Below are 15,294 nucleotides of genomic sequence, written 5' to 3'. Positions count from 1 at the left end.
GGTCAGAAAAGGATGCGACTCGCGCGGGCGACCGTCAGGTGTGGATGCCCATCGCTTCGATCTGTTCTTGGTAGCGGTTCCGGATGGTGACCTCCGTCACCTGCGCGACCTCCGCGACCTCGCGCTGGGTCTTCTTCTCGTTGCAGAGAAGCGACGCGGCGTAGATTGCGGCGGCGGCGAAGCCGGTCGGCGACTTCCCGGAGAGAAGCCCCTGTTCCGCGGTCGTCTCGATAATCTCGTTGGCCTTCGACTGGACTTCCTTCGAGAGGTCGAGTTCGGAGGAGAATCGCGGCACGTACTTCTTGGGGTCAACTGGCCGCATCTCCAAGCCGAGTTCCTGGGAGATGTAGCGGTACGTCCGCCCGATTTCCTTGCGCTCGACGCGCGACACCTCGGAAATCTCTTCGAGCGAGCGCGGAATACCCTCCTTCCGACAGGCGGCGTACAGCGCCGAGGTGGCGACGCCCTCGATGGAGCGGCCGCGAATCAGGTCCTCGCTGAGCGCCCGGCGGTAGATGACCGAGGCGACTTCCCGAACCGACCGCGGGACGCCGAGCGCCGACGCCATGCGGTCGATTTCGCTGAGGGCGAACTGGAGGTTGCGCTCGCCGGCGTCCTTCGTCCGGATGCGCTCTTGCCACTTGCGCAGGCGGTGCATCTGCGACCGCTTCTTCGAGGAGATAGAGCGGCCGTAGGCGTCTTTGTCCTTCCAGTCGATGGTCGTCGTCAGCCCCTTGTCGTGCATCGTCTGCGTGGTCGGCGCGCCCACGCGCGACTTCGACTGCCGCTCGGAGTGGTTGAACGCCCGCCACTCCGGGCCGGGGTCGATGCGCTCTTCTTCGATGATGATGCCGGTCTCCTCGTGAATCAACTCGCCGTCGCCGGTCCGAACGACTTCCTCGGGGTCGAGGTTGTCGAGGTCCAACTCTTCTTCGGATGTCTCGTCGTCCTGTGACTCGTCTCCCCATCGAGTCCGGTCGTGCTCACGCTCCCGCTGGCGGGTAGGCCGTTTCATCGCATTTATATATTGTCTATTTCCTTGCACTTCAACCTTTGCCGGGGTTCGTCGGAGTGTCGCTGCGCTCTCAGCGACGAACGGAGCGCCTTTACCGAGTCCCCGGTGAGGTGACGGTATGCCGACCGTCGAGTGCGACCCCGACGAAGCCCGACGACGACTCGAAGCCGCGGGCGTGTCCGTCTCGCCCGGGAACACCGACCACGAGCGCTGGCGCGCCGAGCGCGGCGACGCCAGCGCGGTCGCCTACGACGGGAAAGTCGTCGTACAGGGGTCGCGGCCCACCGACCTGCTCGCGCTCATCCGGCCGAAAGGCGGTCGCGCGCACGTCTACTTCGACGGCGCGAGCCGGGGGAACCCCGGACCCGCCGCCATCGGCTGGGCCATCGTAACGAGCGACGGCATCGTCGCCGAGGGCTCGAAGCGAATCGGCGAGACCACCAACAACCGCGCGGAGTACGAGGCGCTCGTGGAGGCGCTGTCGGTCGCAGAAGAGTACGGCTACGACGAGGTGGACGTGCGCGGCGACTCGCAGTTAATCGTCAAGCAGGTACGCGGCGAGTGGAACACGAACGACCCCGGGCTCAAAGAGCGCCGCGTGAAGGCCCGAGAGCTGCTGTCGGCGTTCGACCGCTGGTCGCTGGAGCACGTACCGCGAGAGATAAACGACCGCGCGGACTCCCTAGCCAACGAGGCCCTCGACGATGCCTGAGTCAGAACTCCCCGAAGACGTGCTTTCCGAAGCCGAGCGGCTGACGCGACTGGCCCGCGACGCCGTCGACCCCGACGAGACCGCGGCGTATCGGTCCGCCCGCGACGACATCGTAAGCGAGTACGAGTTCCGCGCGCGACACCGCGAGGAAGACGACGTGTTGGTGCTCCACCCGGACGAATGGGTCGACGACGACGGAATCGTCGACCCGGCGGAGATAGACGACGTGGACCGCGGAATCGAGCGACCGCTGTCGGGGACGGGAGAGGACCACGAGTGGAGCGCGGTCGAAGAACACAACGCGGCGTGCGTCGCGGCCGTCGCCGAGGAACACGGTGCGGCCCACGCGGCGAACGCCCGAGCGTTCGCGGACTTCCTCGGCAACCACTACGTCCGGCGAATCGAGACGGCCGGCGCTCCCGAACTGCGCGAGTTCGTCGAAGAATATTATCCACGCAACGCGTGGCCGACCGCTGAACAGCGGTCGTTGTTACCGGAGTCGCTCGAGTTGCTCTTCGACGCCGCAGACGCCGAAGTGCCCGAATACAACTGAGCGAACCCCGCGGTTCGTGCGGTGGACGCAGCCGATTACAGCTTGTTTTCGACGAGTTCCGAGACCATCTCGGCGCGCTCGTCGTCGGTGACGAACTTCGCGAGCATCCAGTCGAAGCGGTCGAGGACCGCCTGGAGGCCGTCGTCGGTCAGTTCGTACTGGTTCGTCCGCTTGTCGAGTTCGCTTTTCTCGACGAGACCCATCTCGACGAGGTCGTCGAGGTTGGGGTACAGACGCCCGTGGTTGACCTCGGTGTCGTAGTACGATTCGAGGTGACGCTTGATAGCCAGACCGTACATCGGCTCCTCGGCGAGAATGACGAGGATGTTCTGTTGGAACGCGGTGAGGTCCCGAGCCGCACCGGATTCGTTGCCAATTGTTTGTGCCTCTGACATGCATATGGAAATGTCATCGACCTATTTAAACTTTGTCAACGCGCAGTCTGTTTCACTACCAATCGAGGTACCATTATACGAAGAAATCGGGGCGGAGCGGACACGAGTGGCGAGTATTGCACACAGACGAGCCACGGAGAGAACCGAGAGACAGCGCGCGGGAGTCGAGCGGTCATACCCGGGGAATATCTCACACGCACAGCGGTAACGTCGCGGGGTTCTGTCGATAATACCTCTACATATAGAGGGGTTCAAAGCCGCCGACGAGACCGGGACGACGGCGATACGAGACTAATCCCGAAAGGACTTTTGCCCGTATCGAGGATGGATTCGGTATGGTGAACCTCTGGGAAGACATGGAGACCGGCCCGAACGCGCCGGACGAAATCTACGCAGTCGTCGAGTGCCTCAAAGGCGAGCGCAACAAGTACGAGTACGACAAGGACATCCCCGGCGTCGTCCTCGACCGCGTGCTCCACTCCAACGTCCACTACCCGTCGGACTACGGCTTCATCCCGCAGACGTACTACGACGACGAGGACCCCTTCGACGTGCTCGTCCTCGTCGAAGACCAGACGTTCCCCGGCTGCGTCATCGAGGCGCGCCCGGTCGCGCTCATGAAGATGGACGACGACGGCGAGCAGGACGACAAGGTCATCGCCGTCCCCGTCGAGGACCCCCGCTACGACCACATCGAGGACCTCGACGACATCCCGCAGCAGACGCTCGACGAGATTGACGAGTTCTTCGCGACCTACAAGAACCTCGAAGCCGGTAAGGAAGTCGAGACGCTGGGCTGGGAAGACAAACAGGCCGCCAAGGACGCCATCGAACACGCGATGGACCTCTACGAAGAGAACTTCGCGTAAGCGACTTCAACCGCGCGCTTTTTTCGACGCCGCCTTCGACCGAGAGCCGCCGCGCCCGTCCGCGGCTCCCCGAGGACCGCCCGAGCAGGAGACCGACCGCCGTCGTCGCCACAGATACCCGACAGTTATGGCCGGCGCACCGACCGATAAATTATGCGCATGGGTAATCTTTAGTCCCTGTGTCGGCTACGTCGAGACGAGTATGGCAGCCAAGCAACCCCGCCTCGGGCTTCAGCACCCGACCGTCGTTCCCACGAACTTCACGCCCGCCGACGAGGCGGCCGAAGACGCCGACGAAGCGTCCGACGAAGACGCGTAATCTCGCATTTCTCGCGCGCCGACTGCCGAGAGCGACAGCGTCGCCCGCGCCGACGATAGACAACAGTCGACCTGGAAATCGGCTATTCCGGCCGCGTGAGGCGTTTTCGGTTCGAATTCGTCTCCTAATCAAGAGGCGAGCCAACACGCCTCATCTATGAGGGAACCCCTTTTTATCTCGCCGCCGCAAGGCGTTGGTAATGCCTATCTGCGACGTGTGCGGCAAAGACGAGAGTCTGCCGTACCGCTGTTCGCGGTGTGGCGGGACGTTCTGTTCCGAACACCGCCTCCCCGAGAACCACGACTGCGCGGGGCTCTCCGACTGGGACGACCCGGCCGGCGTCTTCGATAGCTCTTTCGACGATTCCGTGAACAATGAGGGCGGCCGCGGCGGCGGCCTCTTGAGTTCGCTCACGGGCGCTGGCGGCGTGTTCGGCTACTTCCGCGGGAACGTCACCTACCTGTTTCTCGCGCTGATGTGGCTCACGTTCTTCTCACAGCTCGTCTTAGAGCAGTTCCTCGGACTGTCCAACCTCTCGATTAGCGCGTTCTACCTCACGAGCATCCACCCCGAGTACGTCTGGACGTGGGTCACCTCGATATTCGCCCACGGCGGCTTCTACCACATCGTCGGCAACTCCATCGTGCTGTTCTTCTTCGGCCCGCTGGTGGAGCGCTACGTCGGCTCGCGGAAGTTCGCGGCGCTGTTCCTCGTCAGCGGGATGCTCGCCGGACTCGCGCAGGTCGGCTCGTCGATGCTCCTGTCGCCGGGAAGCCTGAGCGCCGTCGTCGGCGCGAGCGGAGCCATCATGGCCGTCCTCGGCGTCCTGACGGTCCTCAATCCGGGGCTCCGTATCTACCTGTACTTCATCATCCCCGTGCCGCTGTGGCTGTTCACGCTCGGGTTCGCGGGCATCTCGGTGTTCTTCTTCGTCAGCCAGAGCGCCGACGGCATCGCCCACTTCGCGCACCTTATCGGGCTCGTCATCGGCCTCGCCTACGGCCAGCGCGTGAAGGGCCAACGGAAGGTCCCCTCGCAGCTCTCGCTCGGCGGGCGCGGCCCCGGTGGTCCCGGCGGCCCCGGCCGCGGTCGGTTCTGAGATGCGGCCCGCCCGCCCCGACCTCGCGCCCCGCCCCGGGCTCTCGCGCGACGAGATGGAGTCGCTTCAGCGCCGCGTCGCCGAGGCCGCCGTCTTCGAGGACGACCTCCCGTTCGACCCGACGCGCGTCTCGCTCGACTCGCTGAAACGAGAAAACCAGACGCTCACGGAAGCGACGGCGCTTGACGGCGACGCCGACGCCGCGGCCGACTCGCCGCCGCTCGTCGCCGGTATCGACCAGTCGTTTCTGGACGACCGCGCGCTGAGCGCCGTCGTCGTCCTCCGCGGCGGCGAGGTCGTCGAGCGCGTCCACGCCGTCTCCGACCTCGATTTGCCGTACATCCCCGGCCTGCTCTCGTTCCGCGAGGGCGGTCCCATCCTCAACGCGCTCGCCGAACTCGACTGCGACCCCGACCTGCTCGTCTTTGACGGCTCCGGGCGCATCCACTTCCGGCAGGCCGGGCTCGCCACCCACCTGGGCGTCGTCTGCGACGCGCCGAGCATCGGCGTCGCCAAGTCCCTCCTCTGTGGGACGCCGGACGAGGACGTGGACGGTCGGCCGGAGGGCTGGCGAACGCCGATTCGCGCCGACGACTCGGTCGACCCGGTCGGCGGCCACCCCGCCGACTCGGAGACGACCATCGGCTACGCCTTCCAGTCGCGGCAGTACGACTCGCGGCCCGTCGTGAACCCGCTGTACGTCAGCCCCGGCCACCGCCTCTCCGCGGCGACAACGGTCGACCTCGTCTCCCGGCTGTCGGGGTCGTACAAGCTCCCCGAGCCGACCCGGTTGGCCGACGCGTACGCCGACGAGGCGAAGGCCCAGTACGAAGACTGAGACGCGACCGCAGCCCAATCGTGGCGAACCGCGTACACTTAACAGCGCGCGGTTCGACCTACCGACGTGCATCAAAAGACGGTCCTCATCACCGGATGCTCCTCGGGTATCGGGCGCGCGACGGCGCTCGACTTCCTCGACGAGGAGTGGGAGGTCTACGCTACCGCCCGGAACCCGGCCGACATCGAGACGCTGGGGGAACGCGGCGCGAACATCGCGACGCTCGACGTGACCGACCAGGAGGACGTCGACCGCGTGGTCGACCGCATCGTCGACGAGCAGGGCCGCATCGACTGCCTCGTCAACAACGCCGGCTACGGCCAGATGGGCCCCGTCGAGGACGTGCCGACCGGGAAGGTCCACGACCAGTTCGACGTGAACGTCTACGGCCCCCACCGGCTCATCCGCGCCGTGTTGCCCCACATGCGCTCGCAGGGCGACGGCACCATCGTCAACGTCTCCAGCGTCGTCGGCCGCGTCGCCTTCCCCGGCACCGGCGTCTACGCCGGCTCGAAGTTCGCCCTCGAAGCGATGACCGACGCGCTCCGCACGGAAGTCGAGGAGTACGGCATCGACGCCGTCCTCATCGAGCCCGGCCCGGTCGAGACGCAGTTCTCGAATCGCGTCGAAGCCGAGGTCAACGGCGACGGCGACGAGGCCGACGGCCTCGACCGCTCGGGCGCGTACGAGAAACTCTACAAACTGTTCGACGACTCGCAGGCGCTCGGCGGGGGCGGCCCCGGCGCGATTCCGCCCGAACGGGTCGCGGAGGATATCGTCAACGCCGCGAGTTCGACCAAGCCGCGGGCGCGCTACCAGCCCGGAACCGTCGCCCGCATCGGCGTCCTCGCGCGCTTCCTTCCCGACGCGTGGCGCGACGCGCTCTACGGCTTCGCCCGCAAACTACCCTGACACGCGCCGTCTATCCGCGTCGCAGCCCCGGTCGCCGCTAGTCGAGACAGGTCGCGACGACCCGAAGGGCATCTTCGCCCTGTACCTGTTCCGCGAGCAGCGGCACCCGTTTCACGTCGCGGCCGCGGAAGAGGTTCGTCGCCGACCGGAGCGCGTCCTGCTGGACCTGCCAGCGGCGCTGACAGAAGCCGCAGTTCTCCAGGTCGGGCGACTCTATCCACTTGGGGTCCACGTTCGCCACGTCCTCGACGGACTCCATCACGCGGTTGACGACGAGGGTCTGGACGGGGATGTCGAACTCGTCGAGCCGCGAGACGAGGCGCTTGGACTCCACGACGCTCATCTCCTCGGGAATCATGACGACGCGGAAATCGGTCCGCGTCGGGTCCCGGAGGACCGCGCGCAGGCGCTCGATTCGCTCGCGGAGGTCGTCGAGGTCCGCCATCCCCGCCTGCGGGTCGTCGGGGCCGCCGCCGAACATCCCCTTGAGGTTGTCCATCATGCCGGAGAACCGCTGGCGCATGCGAGCGATGCGGCCGAGCATGGAGTCCATCAGTTCGGGGAGTTCGAGCAGGCGGAGCGTGTGACCCGTGGGCGCGGTGTCGATGACGACGCGGTCGAACCGCGGGTCGTCCATGTATTCGAGGAGCTGCTGCATCGCCGCGGCCTCGTCCGCGCCGGGCATCGGCCCGCCCATCCCCATCGGCCCGTCGCCGCCGAGGAGGTCTTCGAGACCGCCCATGCCGCCGAACGGGGAGTCAGCGTCACCCGAGCCGCCGCCGGCGAAGGGGTTGTCGTCGTCGTACTCGCCGGTGTCGTAGTCGGCCTCGTCGTCGAAGCCCTCGTCCGCGCCGTCGCCGCCGGCGAACGGTCCTTCCATGACCGCGTCGGGGTCGATTTCGGCCGCGTAGAGGGGAATTTCCTCGCGGATGCGACTCGGCTTGTTCGGGACCGGCACGCCGAGCGTGTCGGAAAGGGAGTGCGCGGGGTCCGTGGAGACGACGAGCGTCGCGGTGCCGTCGGCCGCGCTGGCGAGCGCCGTCGCCGCGGCCATCGTGGTCTTTCCGACGCCGCCCTTGCCGCCGTAGAGGACGTAGTCGGGCGCGTCGATACCATCTGGAAGGCCCTCGGTGTCGGTCGAGGTGACCTCGTCGGGGTCAGTGACTTCCACCTCGATTTCGGCCGGCCCGTCGTCGCCGTCGTCGCCGTCGTCGCCGGCGTCGTCTTCGTCGGCGTCGGGTCGCTCCGTCGGCTCAACGTCGATGTCCATGTCGGACCCGACACCGCGGGGCTTTGTGTACTTCTCGGTCTCGGAACCGCCGGAGGACTTTTGCCCGGTCGCGTCGGTGCCGGCCGCGACCCGACCCGACCGCAACCATCGTTTCCCGCTCCCGACCGCTTTTGTCCCGACCGCCCGTCGTCGGTCGTATGCGCGAGTTCGCATCCGACCCGCCCGAGGAGGTCCGCGCCGGCGACGCCCTCCGCGAGGCGGGCCACACCGTCGCCGTCGCGGAGTCCTGCACCGGCGGCCTCATCGGGTCGCTCCTGACCGACGTGCCCGGCTCCAGCGACTACTTCGACCGCTCGCTCGTCACCTACTCCTACGACGCCAAGCGCCACGAACTGGCGGTCTCGCGGGAGTCGCTGGACGAACACGGGGCCGTCTCCGAGGCCGTCGCCCGCGAGATGGCCGCCGGCGTCCGCGACGTGGCCGACGCGACGTGGGGGCTGGCGACGACGGGCATCGCCGGGCCGGAGGGCGGCCTGCCCGGCAAACCGGTCGGCACCGTCTTCGTCGGCGTCGCCTTCGCCGCGCCGTGGGGGTCCGGCGACTCCTACGCCCGCGTCGAGCGCTTCGAGTACGACGGGTCGCGGACGCAGGTGAAAGAACGGATTGCGCGCGGGGCGCTGGCGCTCCTCCGCGAGGAAATCGAGTCCGAGTCCGTCACGACCGGCTGAGCGGGCCGCACGGCCGCCGTCGGTCGGTTCCGTGGGAAAGCTTTGTATCCCGCCGGACCAGTCTGCATCCATGAACAAGAAGGGACACGTGCTCAACGCCATCCTGTTGGCGCTCGGGCTCGGCGTCATCCTCACCGTGGACCCGCGGTCGTTCGAACCGACGATGGATTCGGCGTTCCTCCTCGCTCAGAAAATCGGCCAACTGTCGCTTCCGGTCGTCCTCGGCGCGCTGTTTCCCGACGTGGACACCGCCTTCGGCAAACACCGCAAGACGCTCCACAACCTCCCGGTGCTGGTGATATTCCTCGCGTTCCCGATCGTCTTCGACAACCTCCAGTTCGTCTGGATTGGCGTCGCCACCCACTACGTCCTCGACATGGTCGGCTCGAAGCGCGGCATCGCGCTGTTCTACCCGCTGTCACCGCAGGAGTACGACCTGCCGACCGGCGTGGCGACCAGTTCGAAACACGCCGATGCGGTGACCGTCGTCGTCACGGTCGCCGAACTCGGCGTTCTCGCGGGCGTCCACTACTTCGTCTTTTCGCTCGACGTGTCCCTCGCGGACGCCGCGGCGTCGTTCACCGCGGTGGTCTGAGGGCGGGGCGGCCGCGACGCTGGCGCGGTCGGGCGCGCTCGAAGAGATGTTGCGAATCAGTAGACGCTCACGTCGTCGAACCGGCCGTCGTAGGCGATGTGATTCGGATGTGTCGGCTCCATCCCCGAAAGCAGGAGTCGGTCGATTTTCCCCCACGAGTTCTCGTAGCCGAGGTGGGCGAACTCGGCCGCGCCGCGGAACCCGTGGGAGACGCCGGTGCGGCGGACGACCCGACGTTCGGCCCCTTCGCGGAGCGCGGCGACGAGGTCGGCCTCGGAGTCGATGTCGCGGTCGAACTCGGTCCACGCCTCACCGACGGTGCCACGGAGGTGCGCGTACGACGACGCGAAGCCGGGCAGCCCCGTCTCGCGGGCGATGTCGCGCCCGCGACGGTTGTCCCGCGGCAGGGCCTTCGTGTTGTACGTCTCGACGGCGTCGATGTCGTCGCGGCGGGCGGCCACGTCCTCGGCGGTGAGACTCACCGTCAGGAACGTCGGGTGGGGGACGAGCGTCGCCGCGCCCTGCCGGTCGAACTCCGCGAAGGCTCCGTCGAGAGTGATGAAGTCGGGAACGGGGTCCGAGAGCCCGACCGCGAGGACGTGTTTGCGGTCGCGCCACGACCCCGTGAACACCTCGCGGGCGGGGACCACGAGCAGGTCGTCGTCGGAGAATCGCGCCGCGCGGGCGCGAGCGTCGGGCAGGCGGACGAAGTGCGGCGCGTAGACGAGCACGTCGATGCCGCGGGCTTTCGCGCGAGAGACCACCCGCTCGTCGAGAATCTTCACGTGCATATCGACCCGCGTCGTCGTGGTCGCGCTCACACGATACGGTCGGGTCAGCCACCAGTTAGTGGTTGCTATTTGTCGAACGGCGGCCGGTCGAAGAAACGGTTTTGTGGCTCACGGCCGTCGGGGGGAACATGTCCCGGTGGAAGTGCGGCATCGAAGGGTGTGACGGTCGGTTCGAAGACGTGGAAAGCGCGGTCATCCACCAGACGGTGGACCACGAGCGCCACGAGTGCAAGGTGTGTGGGACGGTCGTTCCCGAGGGCTACTTCGCGATTCGCCACGCCTTCGACGAGCACACCCGCGCCGAGTTCGTCCGCGCGTACGACGCCGATTCCTCGGCCGTCCGCATCCGCGAGGACGTGAAAGACGCCGTCGAGGCGGACGCGGACCTCAACAGCGTCGTCGAGACGCTCCGCGAGCGGGGCGCGCTGTAAGACCACGCGAGACCGGCGGGTCGCGGTCGCGGTGGGACGCGACGCTGCTCGCCCGAGACGGCGCTCGTCGGGGACTGTCGGGGGACATGGGAGTCGCCGGGGACGCGCGGCTACACCGCTCGTCACGCGCTGCGTCGAGCCGAAAACTGAGAGAGAAGAACCCTTCGTCGGGGCGGACGCTTACCGCTCTTCGGAGTCGAGGACGCGAATCTGGTCGCCGCGGACGGTGACCGGAATCGGAACCGTCGCCTCGTACAGTTCGACGGTGACCTGGTCTTTCGTCTCGTCGATGCGCTGGACGCGCGCCTTCTCGCCTTTGAACGGGCCGGCGATGAGCTCGACGATGTCGCCCTCCGCGATACCCTCCACGTCCGGCGTCGGCGAGAGGAAGTGCTCGACTTCGGCCATGCTGGAGGTGCCGACCGCGCCGCCGCTCTCGACGAGGCCGCGAGCGTGGGGAATCTCTTCGAGGACACGCGTGACGATGCCGTCGTCGTCGGCCTCGACCATCACGTAGCTCGTGAGCGAGTCGGGCGCGAGGACGGCGTGAATCTGTTCGAACTCCTTCGTCGCGATCATATCCGCAACCGTCTGCTCCTGGCGAGCAGTGGTCTTCACGGCGAAGATGGGCATCTCAGACCCCTCCGGGGAGGAAGCTCATGACCGCGAAGATGATGAAGCCGAGCAGTCCGACGAGGAAGATACCCGCGCCGGCGATTTTGGAGATTTGGGAGAACTCCTGCCAGGACGGGGTGCTCGCGAGTTTCAACACGCGAACGTAGCTGTTCAGATCGTACTTGACGTCCATGTTGCTGGGGCCTACGGCGTCGGGCTTTTTCTATCTATTGATGCACCGGCGGGTGGGATTCGGAGCCGAACGCGGGCGAAAACGCCGGATTCGACGGCGTGACGCCGCTGTGCGGAACCTGAGCGGAGCGAAAAGGAAGCGCGTCGAGACCGCGAGCGCGGTGAGTGCGGGACGACTCGACTACTCGACGTAGTCGATGTCTTCGAGACGCTCTTCGGCCTGCGCCTGTGCCTCGCCGTTGCGGCCGTAGATTTGGGGTGACTCGACGCCGGTAACGACGATCATCGTCCGCATCATGCCTTCGAGTTCGTCGTCGACGGAGGTCCCCCAGATGATGCGCGCGTCGGGGTCGATGCGGTCGTAAATCTCCTCGACGACGCCCTCGGCCTCCTCGATGCTCATGTCCGAACCGCCGGTGACGTTGACGAGCGCGGAGTTCGCACCGGAGATGTCCACGTCGAGAAGCGGCGAGCGGAGGGCGGACTTGACGGACTCCTGAGCCTTGGACTCGGAGTCGGACTCGCCGAGACCGATCATGGCGACGCCGCCGCGTTCCATGACGGTCTTCACGTCGGCGAAGTCGAGGTTGACGAGACCGGGCTTGGTGATGAGTTCGGTGATGCCCTTGACCGAGCGCATCAGCACCTCGTCGGAGACCTTGAACGCCTGCCGGACGGGGAGTTTGCCCACGGCGTCGAGCAGGCGGTCGTTCGGGACGACGATGACCGTGTCCGACACGTCGCGGAGCCGTTCGAGACCGGCCTCGGCGTTCGTCCGTCGCACCTCGCCTTCGGCCGTAAAGGGCGTCGTGACGATGGCGATGGTGAGCGCGCCCGACTCGCGGGCCGCCTTGGCGACGACGGGGGCCGAACCGGTGCCGGTGCCGCCGCCGAGTCCGGCGGTGACGAACACCATGTCGGAGCCCTCGATGGCGTCGTAGATCTCCTCTTGGGATTCGAGGGCGGCCTCCTCACCGACCTGCGGGAGCGAGCCCGCGCCGCGGCCCTGGGTCTTCTGCTCGCCCATGAGAATCTTCGTGTCGGCCCCGATTTCCACGAGGTGCTGCACGTCGGTGTTGGCGGCGACGAGCTTCGCCCCCTTGATTCCCTCCTCGTGCATCCGGTTGACGGTGTTACCGCCGGCACCCCCGCACCCGACCACCGTGATGTTGGTCTGGAGGTCTTTGAGAACCGCTTTCAGTTCGTCGTCAGTCATCGTCCCGGACCGGTTGATGTTGGCCGCGCCGTCGACCTGAGCCGACTCATCCCCCATGTCCTCGGCCTCGGCCTCGTCAATTGCGTCGCCGACGATAGAGTCCATATTTATGGAGACGGTTTACGGAGGACGACTAATTATCTTTCCCCCTCGCGTCAGACATCCGTCCGACGCGCCGCCGATTCGTGCCGAAACGTGACATGTGAGCCCGCGGCACGGACCGTCTCTCCGCCGAATCGGTCGGCTGCGTCCCGATGGCGACTACACCGAGAACTCGACGAGTCGCTCTTTCGACACGTCCTCGGGCGCGACGGTCTCGCCGTCGACCTCGACGGACTGCCCGGCCGAGAGCTTGCCGAACGCCGGCCCCTCGGGGACGCCGAACTCGCGTGCGGCGGCGGGGTCGAAGGCGCGCGTGGTCGCCGTGACCGCCCCGTCGTCGCGGACGACGCTGTCGTATTTCTCGCGCAGCACGTCGCAGAGCCGCGACACGAGTTCGTCGTAGCCGTCGCCCGCGACCGCGGCGCGACCCACCGCGCGCGTCCCGCCTTCGGTCGTGTGGAAGGCGACGGTGGTCTCGTAGACGGCATCGCGCGCGGCGTCGAGGTCGATGCCCTGCGCCTCGCCGAGCAGGCCGTCGGGCAGCGAGACGACCTCGTAGTCGTCGGCGTCGACGCGCGCGCCGAAGCGGAGTCCCTCCTCGACGGTCGTCACGTCGGCTTCGAGGGCGGCGACGCGGTCGAGGGGGACGCCCGCGGTCTCGCGGACCCACGTCTCGGAGACGACCCGGAACCCCTCGGCTTCGAGGGCGGCCGCGAGGTCGTCGCGGTCGCCGTCGACCAGCGCGAGGTCGGCCGCCGACGCCTCGAACGCCCGGCGGAGCACGTCGCGGTTGTCCTCGGGCGCGCCCATCGCCTTGAGTTGCCAGTCGGCGGCGATGTGGCCGACGCGCCAGTCGGTCTCGCGGAGGACGCGCTCGAACCGCGGGGCGTAGTGGCCGCCGCCGAAGCCGACGAGCTGGCGGTCCGCGTCGGGCGCGACGCCCTCGATGTCGAGGACGGCCGCCGCGACCGCGCGGGCCCCCTCAGGGTCTCCCCACTGTTCCTCGTCGCTGCCGAGTTCGACGAACATCGAGGGGACCGTCGGCTCGGTCGGCCCGTGGTGAGTCGCCTCGATGCCGACCTCGTAGTCGTCCGGCGCGCGCTCGCGAAGCGCCTCGACGACGGCGCGCTGGGCGTTGGGACACGCGCGGGCGAATCGACCCGGCTCGCCGCCGTAGTCGGCGGGGCCGAAGTTCCCGGTGAAGTGCGCGGTCAGAAGCGGGCCGGTCTCGCCGGCATGCCGGGAGACGACGACGAGGAGGTCGAGGTCGGCGTCGAACGCCGCGGCGGGGTCGTCGAGGTCGATGTGCAGGTCGTCGAACTCGCGGAGTTCGAAGCCGTCCCGTGCGAAGACGGTGCCGCCGCCGTCGGCGTCGGGTCGGTCCCCGTCGGTTCGTTCGTCCCAGTCAGCGAGTTCGAGTAGGTGCTCGCCGATGTGAACCGATGCGCTGTCGGCGCGGCTGACGACGATTCCAATCACGGTACGAGGGTCGCCGAGGGCGGCGAAAAGGGCGTCGGAAGCGGCGAGGGCGACCGGTCGGTCCTCGACCGCGGCCGGGACCTCGGTCGCGCCGTCGTCGCCGCGGACGCGCCGGTCATTGGCGACCGCGGAGGTCGTGGCCCCGAAATTTCCCGAGACGGGCGCGAGTGACGAATGTCACCGCGACAGACACCGATTACGGGAGGATGAGCCAGAAGAAGACGAGATAGCCGCCGACGAGGATACCGCCGTCGAATCGGGACACGTTGTGGTTGCGGAGCATCAGCGCGATGACCCCGAAGGTGAACGCGAGGAGCGCCGGGAAGTCCAGCGAGATGGTGCTCGCGGGGACGTTCACGGGGACCATGATGGCGAGGATGCCGAGGACGGCGACGACGTTGTAGATGTTCGAGCCGACGACGTTGCCGATGCTGAACTCCGACTCGCCGCGGACCGCGCTGATGACCGACGCCGCGAGTTCGGGCAGCGACGTACCGAACGCGAGGACGGTCAGCCCGATGAATCGCGGACCGAACCCGAAGGCTTCGAGCAGTCCCTGCCCGCCCTGGATGAGCCAGTTCGAGCCGACGAACAGGAGGAGCAACCCGAGACCGAGATAGAGCACGTCCTTGAACTGCGCGGACACCTCGTCTTCGTCCTCGATGTCGATTTCGTCCGTGCCGAGGGCGTCGGCCTTCGCGGACCGCGCGCGGTAGAGCAGATACCCCGTGAACGCGACGAGGATGAGCAGGAGGACGACCCCGTCGGCGGCGCTGAGATTTCCGTCCATGCCGAGCGCGACGAGCGCGACCGCCGCGGCGATCATAAACGGGACGTGTCGGCGGAGCGTCGTCGTCGAGACGCCCATCGGCTGGATGAGCGCCGAGATGCCGAGCACGAGACCGATGTTGGCGATGTTGGAGCCGACGATGGCACCGAGTCCGAGGTCGGCGCTGTATCCCAACCCGCTCAGGACCGCGACGAACAGTTCTGGCGTCGTCGTCGCGAACGCGACGATAGTCACACCGACGATAGCCGCCCGGAGGCCGAGACCGATTGCGAGTCGGGAAGCGCCCTCGACGAGCGCTTCGGCCCCGAGATAAAGCCCGACGATACCCGCCACGAGGAGCGCGGTATCGAAGGAAAGCAAGGTTGCGAGTGCCGACATACGCGGGAGTAGACCGACGGGAGACCAAAAGCGC

Annotated in this window: 18 protein-coding genes; 9 read left to right on the top strand and 9 right to left on the bottom strand. The window is 67.3% G+C overall.

What is annotated here, in order from left to right:
* Positions 1–34: 34 nt before the first annotated feature.
* Positions 35–1,015 carry a transcription initiation factor IIB gene (locus ACSR87_RS11275; RefSeq protein WP_013035638.1) on the bottom strand — a complete coding sequence of 327 codons (981 nt, stop codon included), beginning with the start codon at positions 1,013–1,015 and terminating at the stop codon, positions 35–37.
* Positions 1,016–1,133: 118 nt separating this feature from the next.
* Here ACSR87_RS11275 and rnhA point away from each other — a divergent pair, with 118 nt between their 5' ends.
* A complete protein-coding gene (gene rnhA, locus ACSR87_RS11270) occupies positions 1,134–1,727 on the top strand; it encodes a ribonuclease HI (RefSeq protein ID WP_004064903.1) in 594 nt (197 codons plus the stop codon).
* Positions 1,720–2,280 carry a DUF7108 family protein gene (locus ACSR87_RS11265; RefSeq protein ID WP_498530526.1) on the top strand — a complete coding sequence of 187 codons (561 nt, stop codon included), beginning with the start codon at positions 1,720–1,722 and terminating at the stop codon, positions 2,278–2,280. Before rnhA ends, ACSR87_RS11265 begins: the two co-directional genes overlap by 8 nt.
* A 35-nt stretch (positions 2,281–2,315) precedes the next feature.
* Here the strand turns inward: ACSR87_RS11265 and ACSR87_RS11260 are convergent, their stop codons facing one another.
* Positions 2,316–2,675: a PadR family transcriptional regulator gene (locus ACSR87_RS11260; RefSeq protein ID WP_004044207.1), complete on the bottom strand. Its 360-nt coding sequence runs from the start codon at positions 2,673–2,675 to the stop codon at positions 2,316–2,318.
* A gap of 335 nt (positions 2,676–3,010) precedes the next feature.
* On the opposite strand from ACSR87_RS11260, the gene ACSR87_RS11255 reads away from it, so the two are divergent.
* The 4 genes from ACSR87_RS11255 to ACSR87_RS11240 all read left to right on the top strand — a co-directional run bounded on the left by ACSR87_RS11255 (position 3,011) and on the right by ACSR87_RS11240 (position 6,712).
* The gene (locus ACSR87_RS11255) at positions 3,011–3,544 is read left to right on the top strand and encodes an inorganic diphosphatase (protein ID WP_004044208.1); all 534 of its coding nucleotides are present in this window, start codon (positions 3,011–3,013) and stop codon (positions 3,542–3,544) included.
* Between the two features lie 518 nt (positions 3,545–4,062).
* Complete coding sequence (locus ACSR87_RS11250; protein ID WP_498530525.1) at positions 4,063–4,962, top strand: rhomboid family intramembrane serine protease; 900 nt, start codon at positions 4,063–4,065, stop codon at positions 4,960–4,962.
* A gap of 1 nt (position 4,963) precedes the next feature.
* Positions 4,964–5,800, top strand: a complete 837-nt coding sequence (locus ACSR87_RS11245; protein ID WP_498530524.1) for an endonuclease V — start codon at positions 4,964–4,966, stop codon at positions 5,798–5,800.
* 66 nt (positions 5,801–5,866) lie between these two features.
* The gene (locus ACSR87_RS11240) at positions 5,867–6,712 is read left to right on the top strand and encodes an SDR family oxidoreductase (RefSeq protein WP_498530523.1); all 846 of its coding nucleotides are present in this window, start codon (positions 5,867–5,869) and stop codon (positions 6,710–6,712) included.
* Between the two features lie 37 nt (positions 6,713–6,749).
* On the opposite strand, the gene ACSR87_RS11235 is transcribed toward ACSR87_RS11240, so the two are convergent.
* Positions 6,750–7,982, bottom strand: coding sequence for an ArsA family ATPase (locus ACSR87_RS11235; RefSeq protein WP_498530522.1), 1,233 nt, complete (start codon positions 7,980–7,982; stop codon positions 6,750–6,752).
* Between the two features lie 158 nt (positions 7,983–8,140).
* Between ACSR87_RS11235 and ACSR87_RS11230 the strand changes: the two genes are divergently transcribed.
* Together ACSR87_RS11230 and ACSR87_RS11225 are read left to right on the top strand one after the other, a co-directional pair.
* Positions 8,141–8,671, top strand: coding sequence for a CinA family protein (locus tag ACSR87_RS11230; protein WP_004044214.1), 531 nt, complete (start codon positions 8,141–8,143; stop codon positions 8,669–8,671).
* 70 nt (positions 8,672–8,741) lie between these two features.
* Positions 8,742–9,266, top strand: a complete 525-nt coding sequence (locus ACSR87_RS11225) for a metal-dependent hydrolase (RefSeq protein WP_498530521.1) — start codon at positions 8,742–8,744, stop codon at positions 9,264–9,266.
* Between the two features lie 56 nt (positions 9,267–9,322).
* Here ACSR87_RS11225 and ACSR87_RS11220 read toward each other — a convergent pair whose 3' ends face one another.
* The gene (locus tag ACSR87_RS11220; protein WP_188148151.1) at positions 9,323–10,087 is read right to left on the bottom strand and encodes a PHP-associated domain-containing protein; all 765 of its coding nucleotides are present in this window, start codon (positions 10,085–10,087) and stop codon (positions 9,323–9,325) included.
* Positions 10,088–10,185: 98 nt separating this feature from the next.
* On the opposite strand from ACSR87_RS11220, the gene ACSR87_RS11215 reads away from it, so the two are divergent.
* A complete protein-coding gene (locus ACSR87_RS11215) occupies positions 10,186–10,488 on the top strand; it encodes a DUF7565 family protein (protein ID WP_004044217.1) in 303 nt (100 codons plus the stop codon).
* A gap of 180 nt (positions 10,489–10,668) precedes the next feature.
* Here ACSR87_RS11215 and ACSR87_RS11210 read toward each other — a convergent pair whose 3' ends face one another.
* From ACSR87_RS11210 to ACSR87_RS11190, 5 genes are all read right to left on the bottom strand, one after another.
* Entirely contained in the window at positions 10,669–11,121 is a 453-nt protein-coding gene (locus ACSR87_RS11210) for a transcription elongation factor Spt5 (protein WP_004044218.1), read from the bottom strand.
* 1 nt (position 11,122) lies between these two features.
* On the bottom strand, positions 11,123–11,296 hold the full coding sequence (locus tag ACSR87_RS11205) for a protein translocase SEC61 complex subunit gamma (RefSeq protein WP_004044219.1): 174 nt from the start codon (positions 11,294–11,296) through the stop codon (positions 11,123–11,125).
* 180 nt (positions 11,297–11,476) lie between these two features.
* Entirely contained in the window at positions 11,477–12,616 is a 1,140-nt protein-coding gene (gene ftsZ, locus ACSR87_RS11200) for a cell division protein FtsZ (RefSeq protein ID WP_004064924.1), read from the bottom strand.
* Between the two features lie 156 nt (positions 12,617–12,772).
* Positions 12,773–14,092 carry a D-aminoacyl-tRNA deacylase gene (locus ACSR87_RS11195; RefSeq protein WP_498530520.1) on the bottom strand — a complete coding sequence of 440 codons (1,320 nt, stop codon included), beginning with the start codon at positions 14,090–14,092 and terminating at the stop codon, positions 12,773–12,775.
* A gap of 196 nt (positions 14,093–14,288) precedes the next feature.
* Positions 14,289–15,260: a calcium/sodium antiporter gene (locus ACSR87_RS11190; RefSeq protein WP_004064932.1), complete on the bottom strand. Its 972-nt coding sequence runs from the start codon at positions 15,258–15,260 to the stop codon at positions 14,289–14,291.
* Positions 15,261–15,294 lie beyond the last annotated feature (34 nt).

This window comes from Haloferax sp. SDI50 (assembly GCF_059802635.1).
This window is presented reverse-complemented; position numbering and strand designations above follow the sequence as displayed.

Coding starts and splice junctions, on each gene's coding strand:
- ACSR87_RS11225 (WP_498530521.1), top strand. CDS start 8,742: ATGAACAAGAAGGGACACGTGCTCAACGCCATCCTGTTGGCGCTCGGG.
- ACSR87_RS11255 (WP_004044208.1), top strand. CDS start 3,011: ATGGTGAACCTCTGGGAAGACATGGAGACCGGCCCGAACGCGCCGGAC.
- ACSR87_RS11230 (WP_004044214.1), top strand. CDS start 8,141: ATGCGCGAGTTCGCATCCGACCCGCCCGAGGAGGTCCGCGCCGGCGAC.
- ACSR87_RS11190 (WP_004064932.1), bottom strand. CDS start 15,260: ATGTCGGCACTCGCAACCTTGCTTTCCTTCGATACCGCGCTCCTCGTG.
- ACSR87_RS11250 (WP_498530525.1), top strand. CDS start 4,063: ATGCCTATCTGCGACGTGTGCGGCAAAGACGAGAGTCTGCCGTACCGC.
- ACSR87_RS11235 (WP_498530522.1), bottom strand. CDS start 7,982: ATGGACATCGACGTTGAGCCGACGGAGCGACCCGACGCCGACGAAGAC.
- ACSR87_RS11275 (WP_013035638.1), bottom strand. CDS start 1,015: ATGAAACGGCCTACCCGCCAGCGGGAGCGTGAGCACGACCGGACTCGA.
- ACSR87_RS11205 (WP_004044219.1), bottom strand. CDS start 11,296: ATGGACGTCAAGTACGATCTGAACAGCTACGTTCGCGTGTTGAAACTC.
- ACSR87_RS11245 (WP_498530524.1), top strand. CDS start 4,964: ATGCGGCCCGCCCGCCCCGACCTCGCGCCCCGCCCCGGGCTCTCGCGC.
- ACSR87_RS11265 (WP_498530526.1), top strand. CDS start 1,720: ATGCCTGAGTCAGAACTCCCCGAAGACGTGCTTTCCGAAGCCGAGCGG.
- ftsZ (WP_004064924.1), bottom strand. CDS start 12,616: ATGGACTCTATCGTCGGCGACGCAATTGACGAGGCCGAGGCCGAGGAC.
- rnhA (WP_004064903.1), top strand. CDS start 1,134: ATGCCGACCGTCGAGTGCGACCCCGACGAAGCCCGACGACGACTCGAA.
- ACSR87_RS11215 (WP_004044217.1), top strand. CDS start 10,186: ATGTCCCGGTGGAAGTGCGGCATCGAAGGGTGTGACGGTCGGTTCGAA.
- ACSR87_RS11210 (WP_004044218.1), bottom strand. CDS start 11,121: ATGCCCATCTTCGCCGTGAAGACCACTGCTCGCCAGGAGCAGACGGTT.
- ACSR87_RS11260 (WP_004044207.1), bottom strand. CDS start 2,675: ATGTCAGAGGCACAAACAATTGGCAACGAATCCGGTGCGGCTCGGGAC.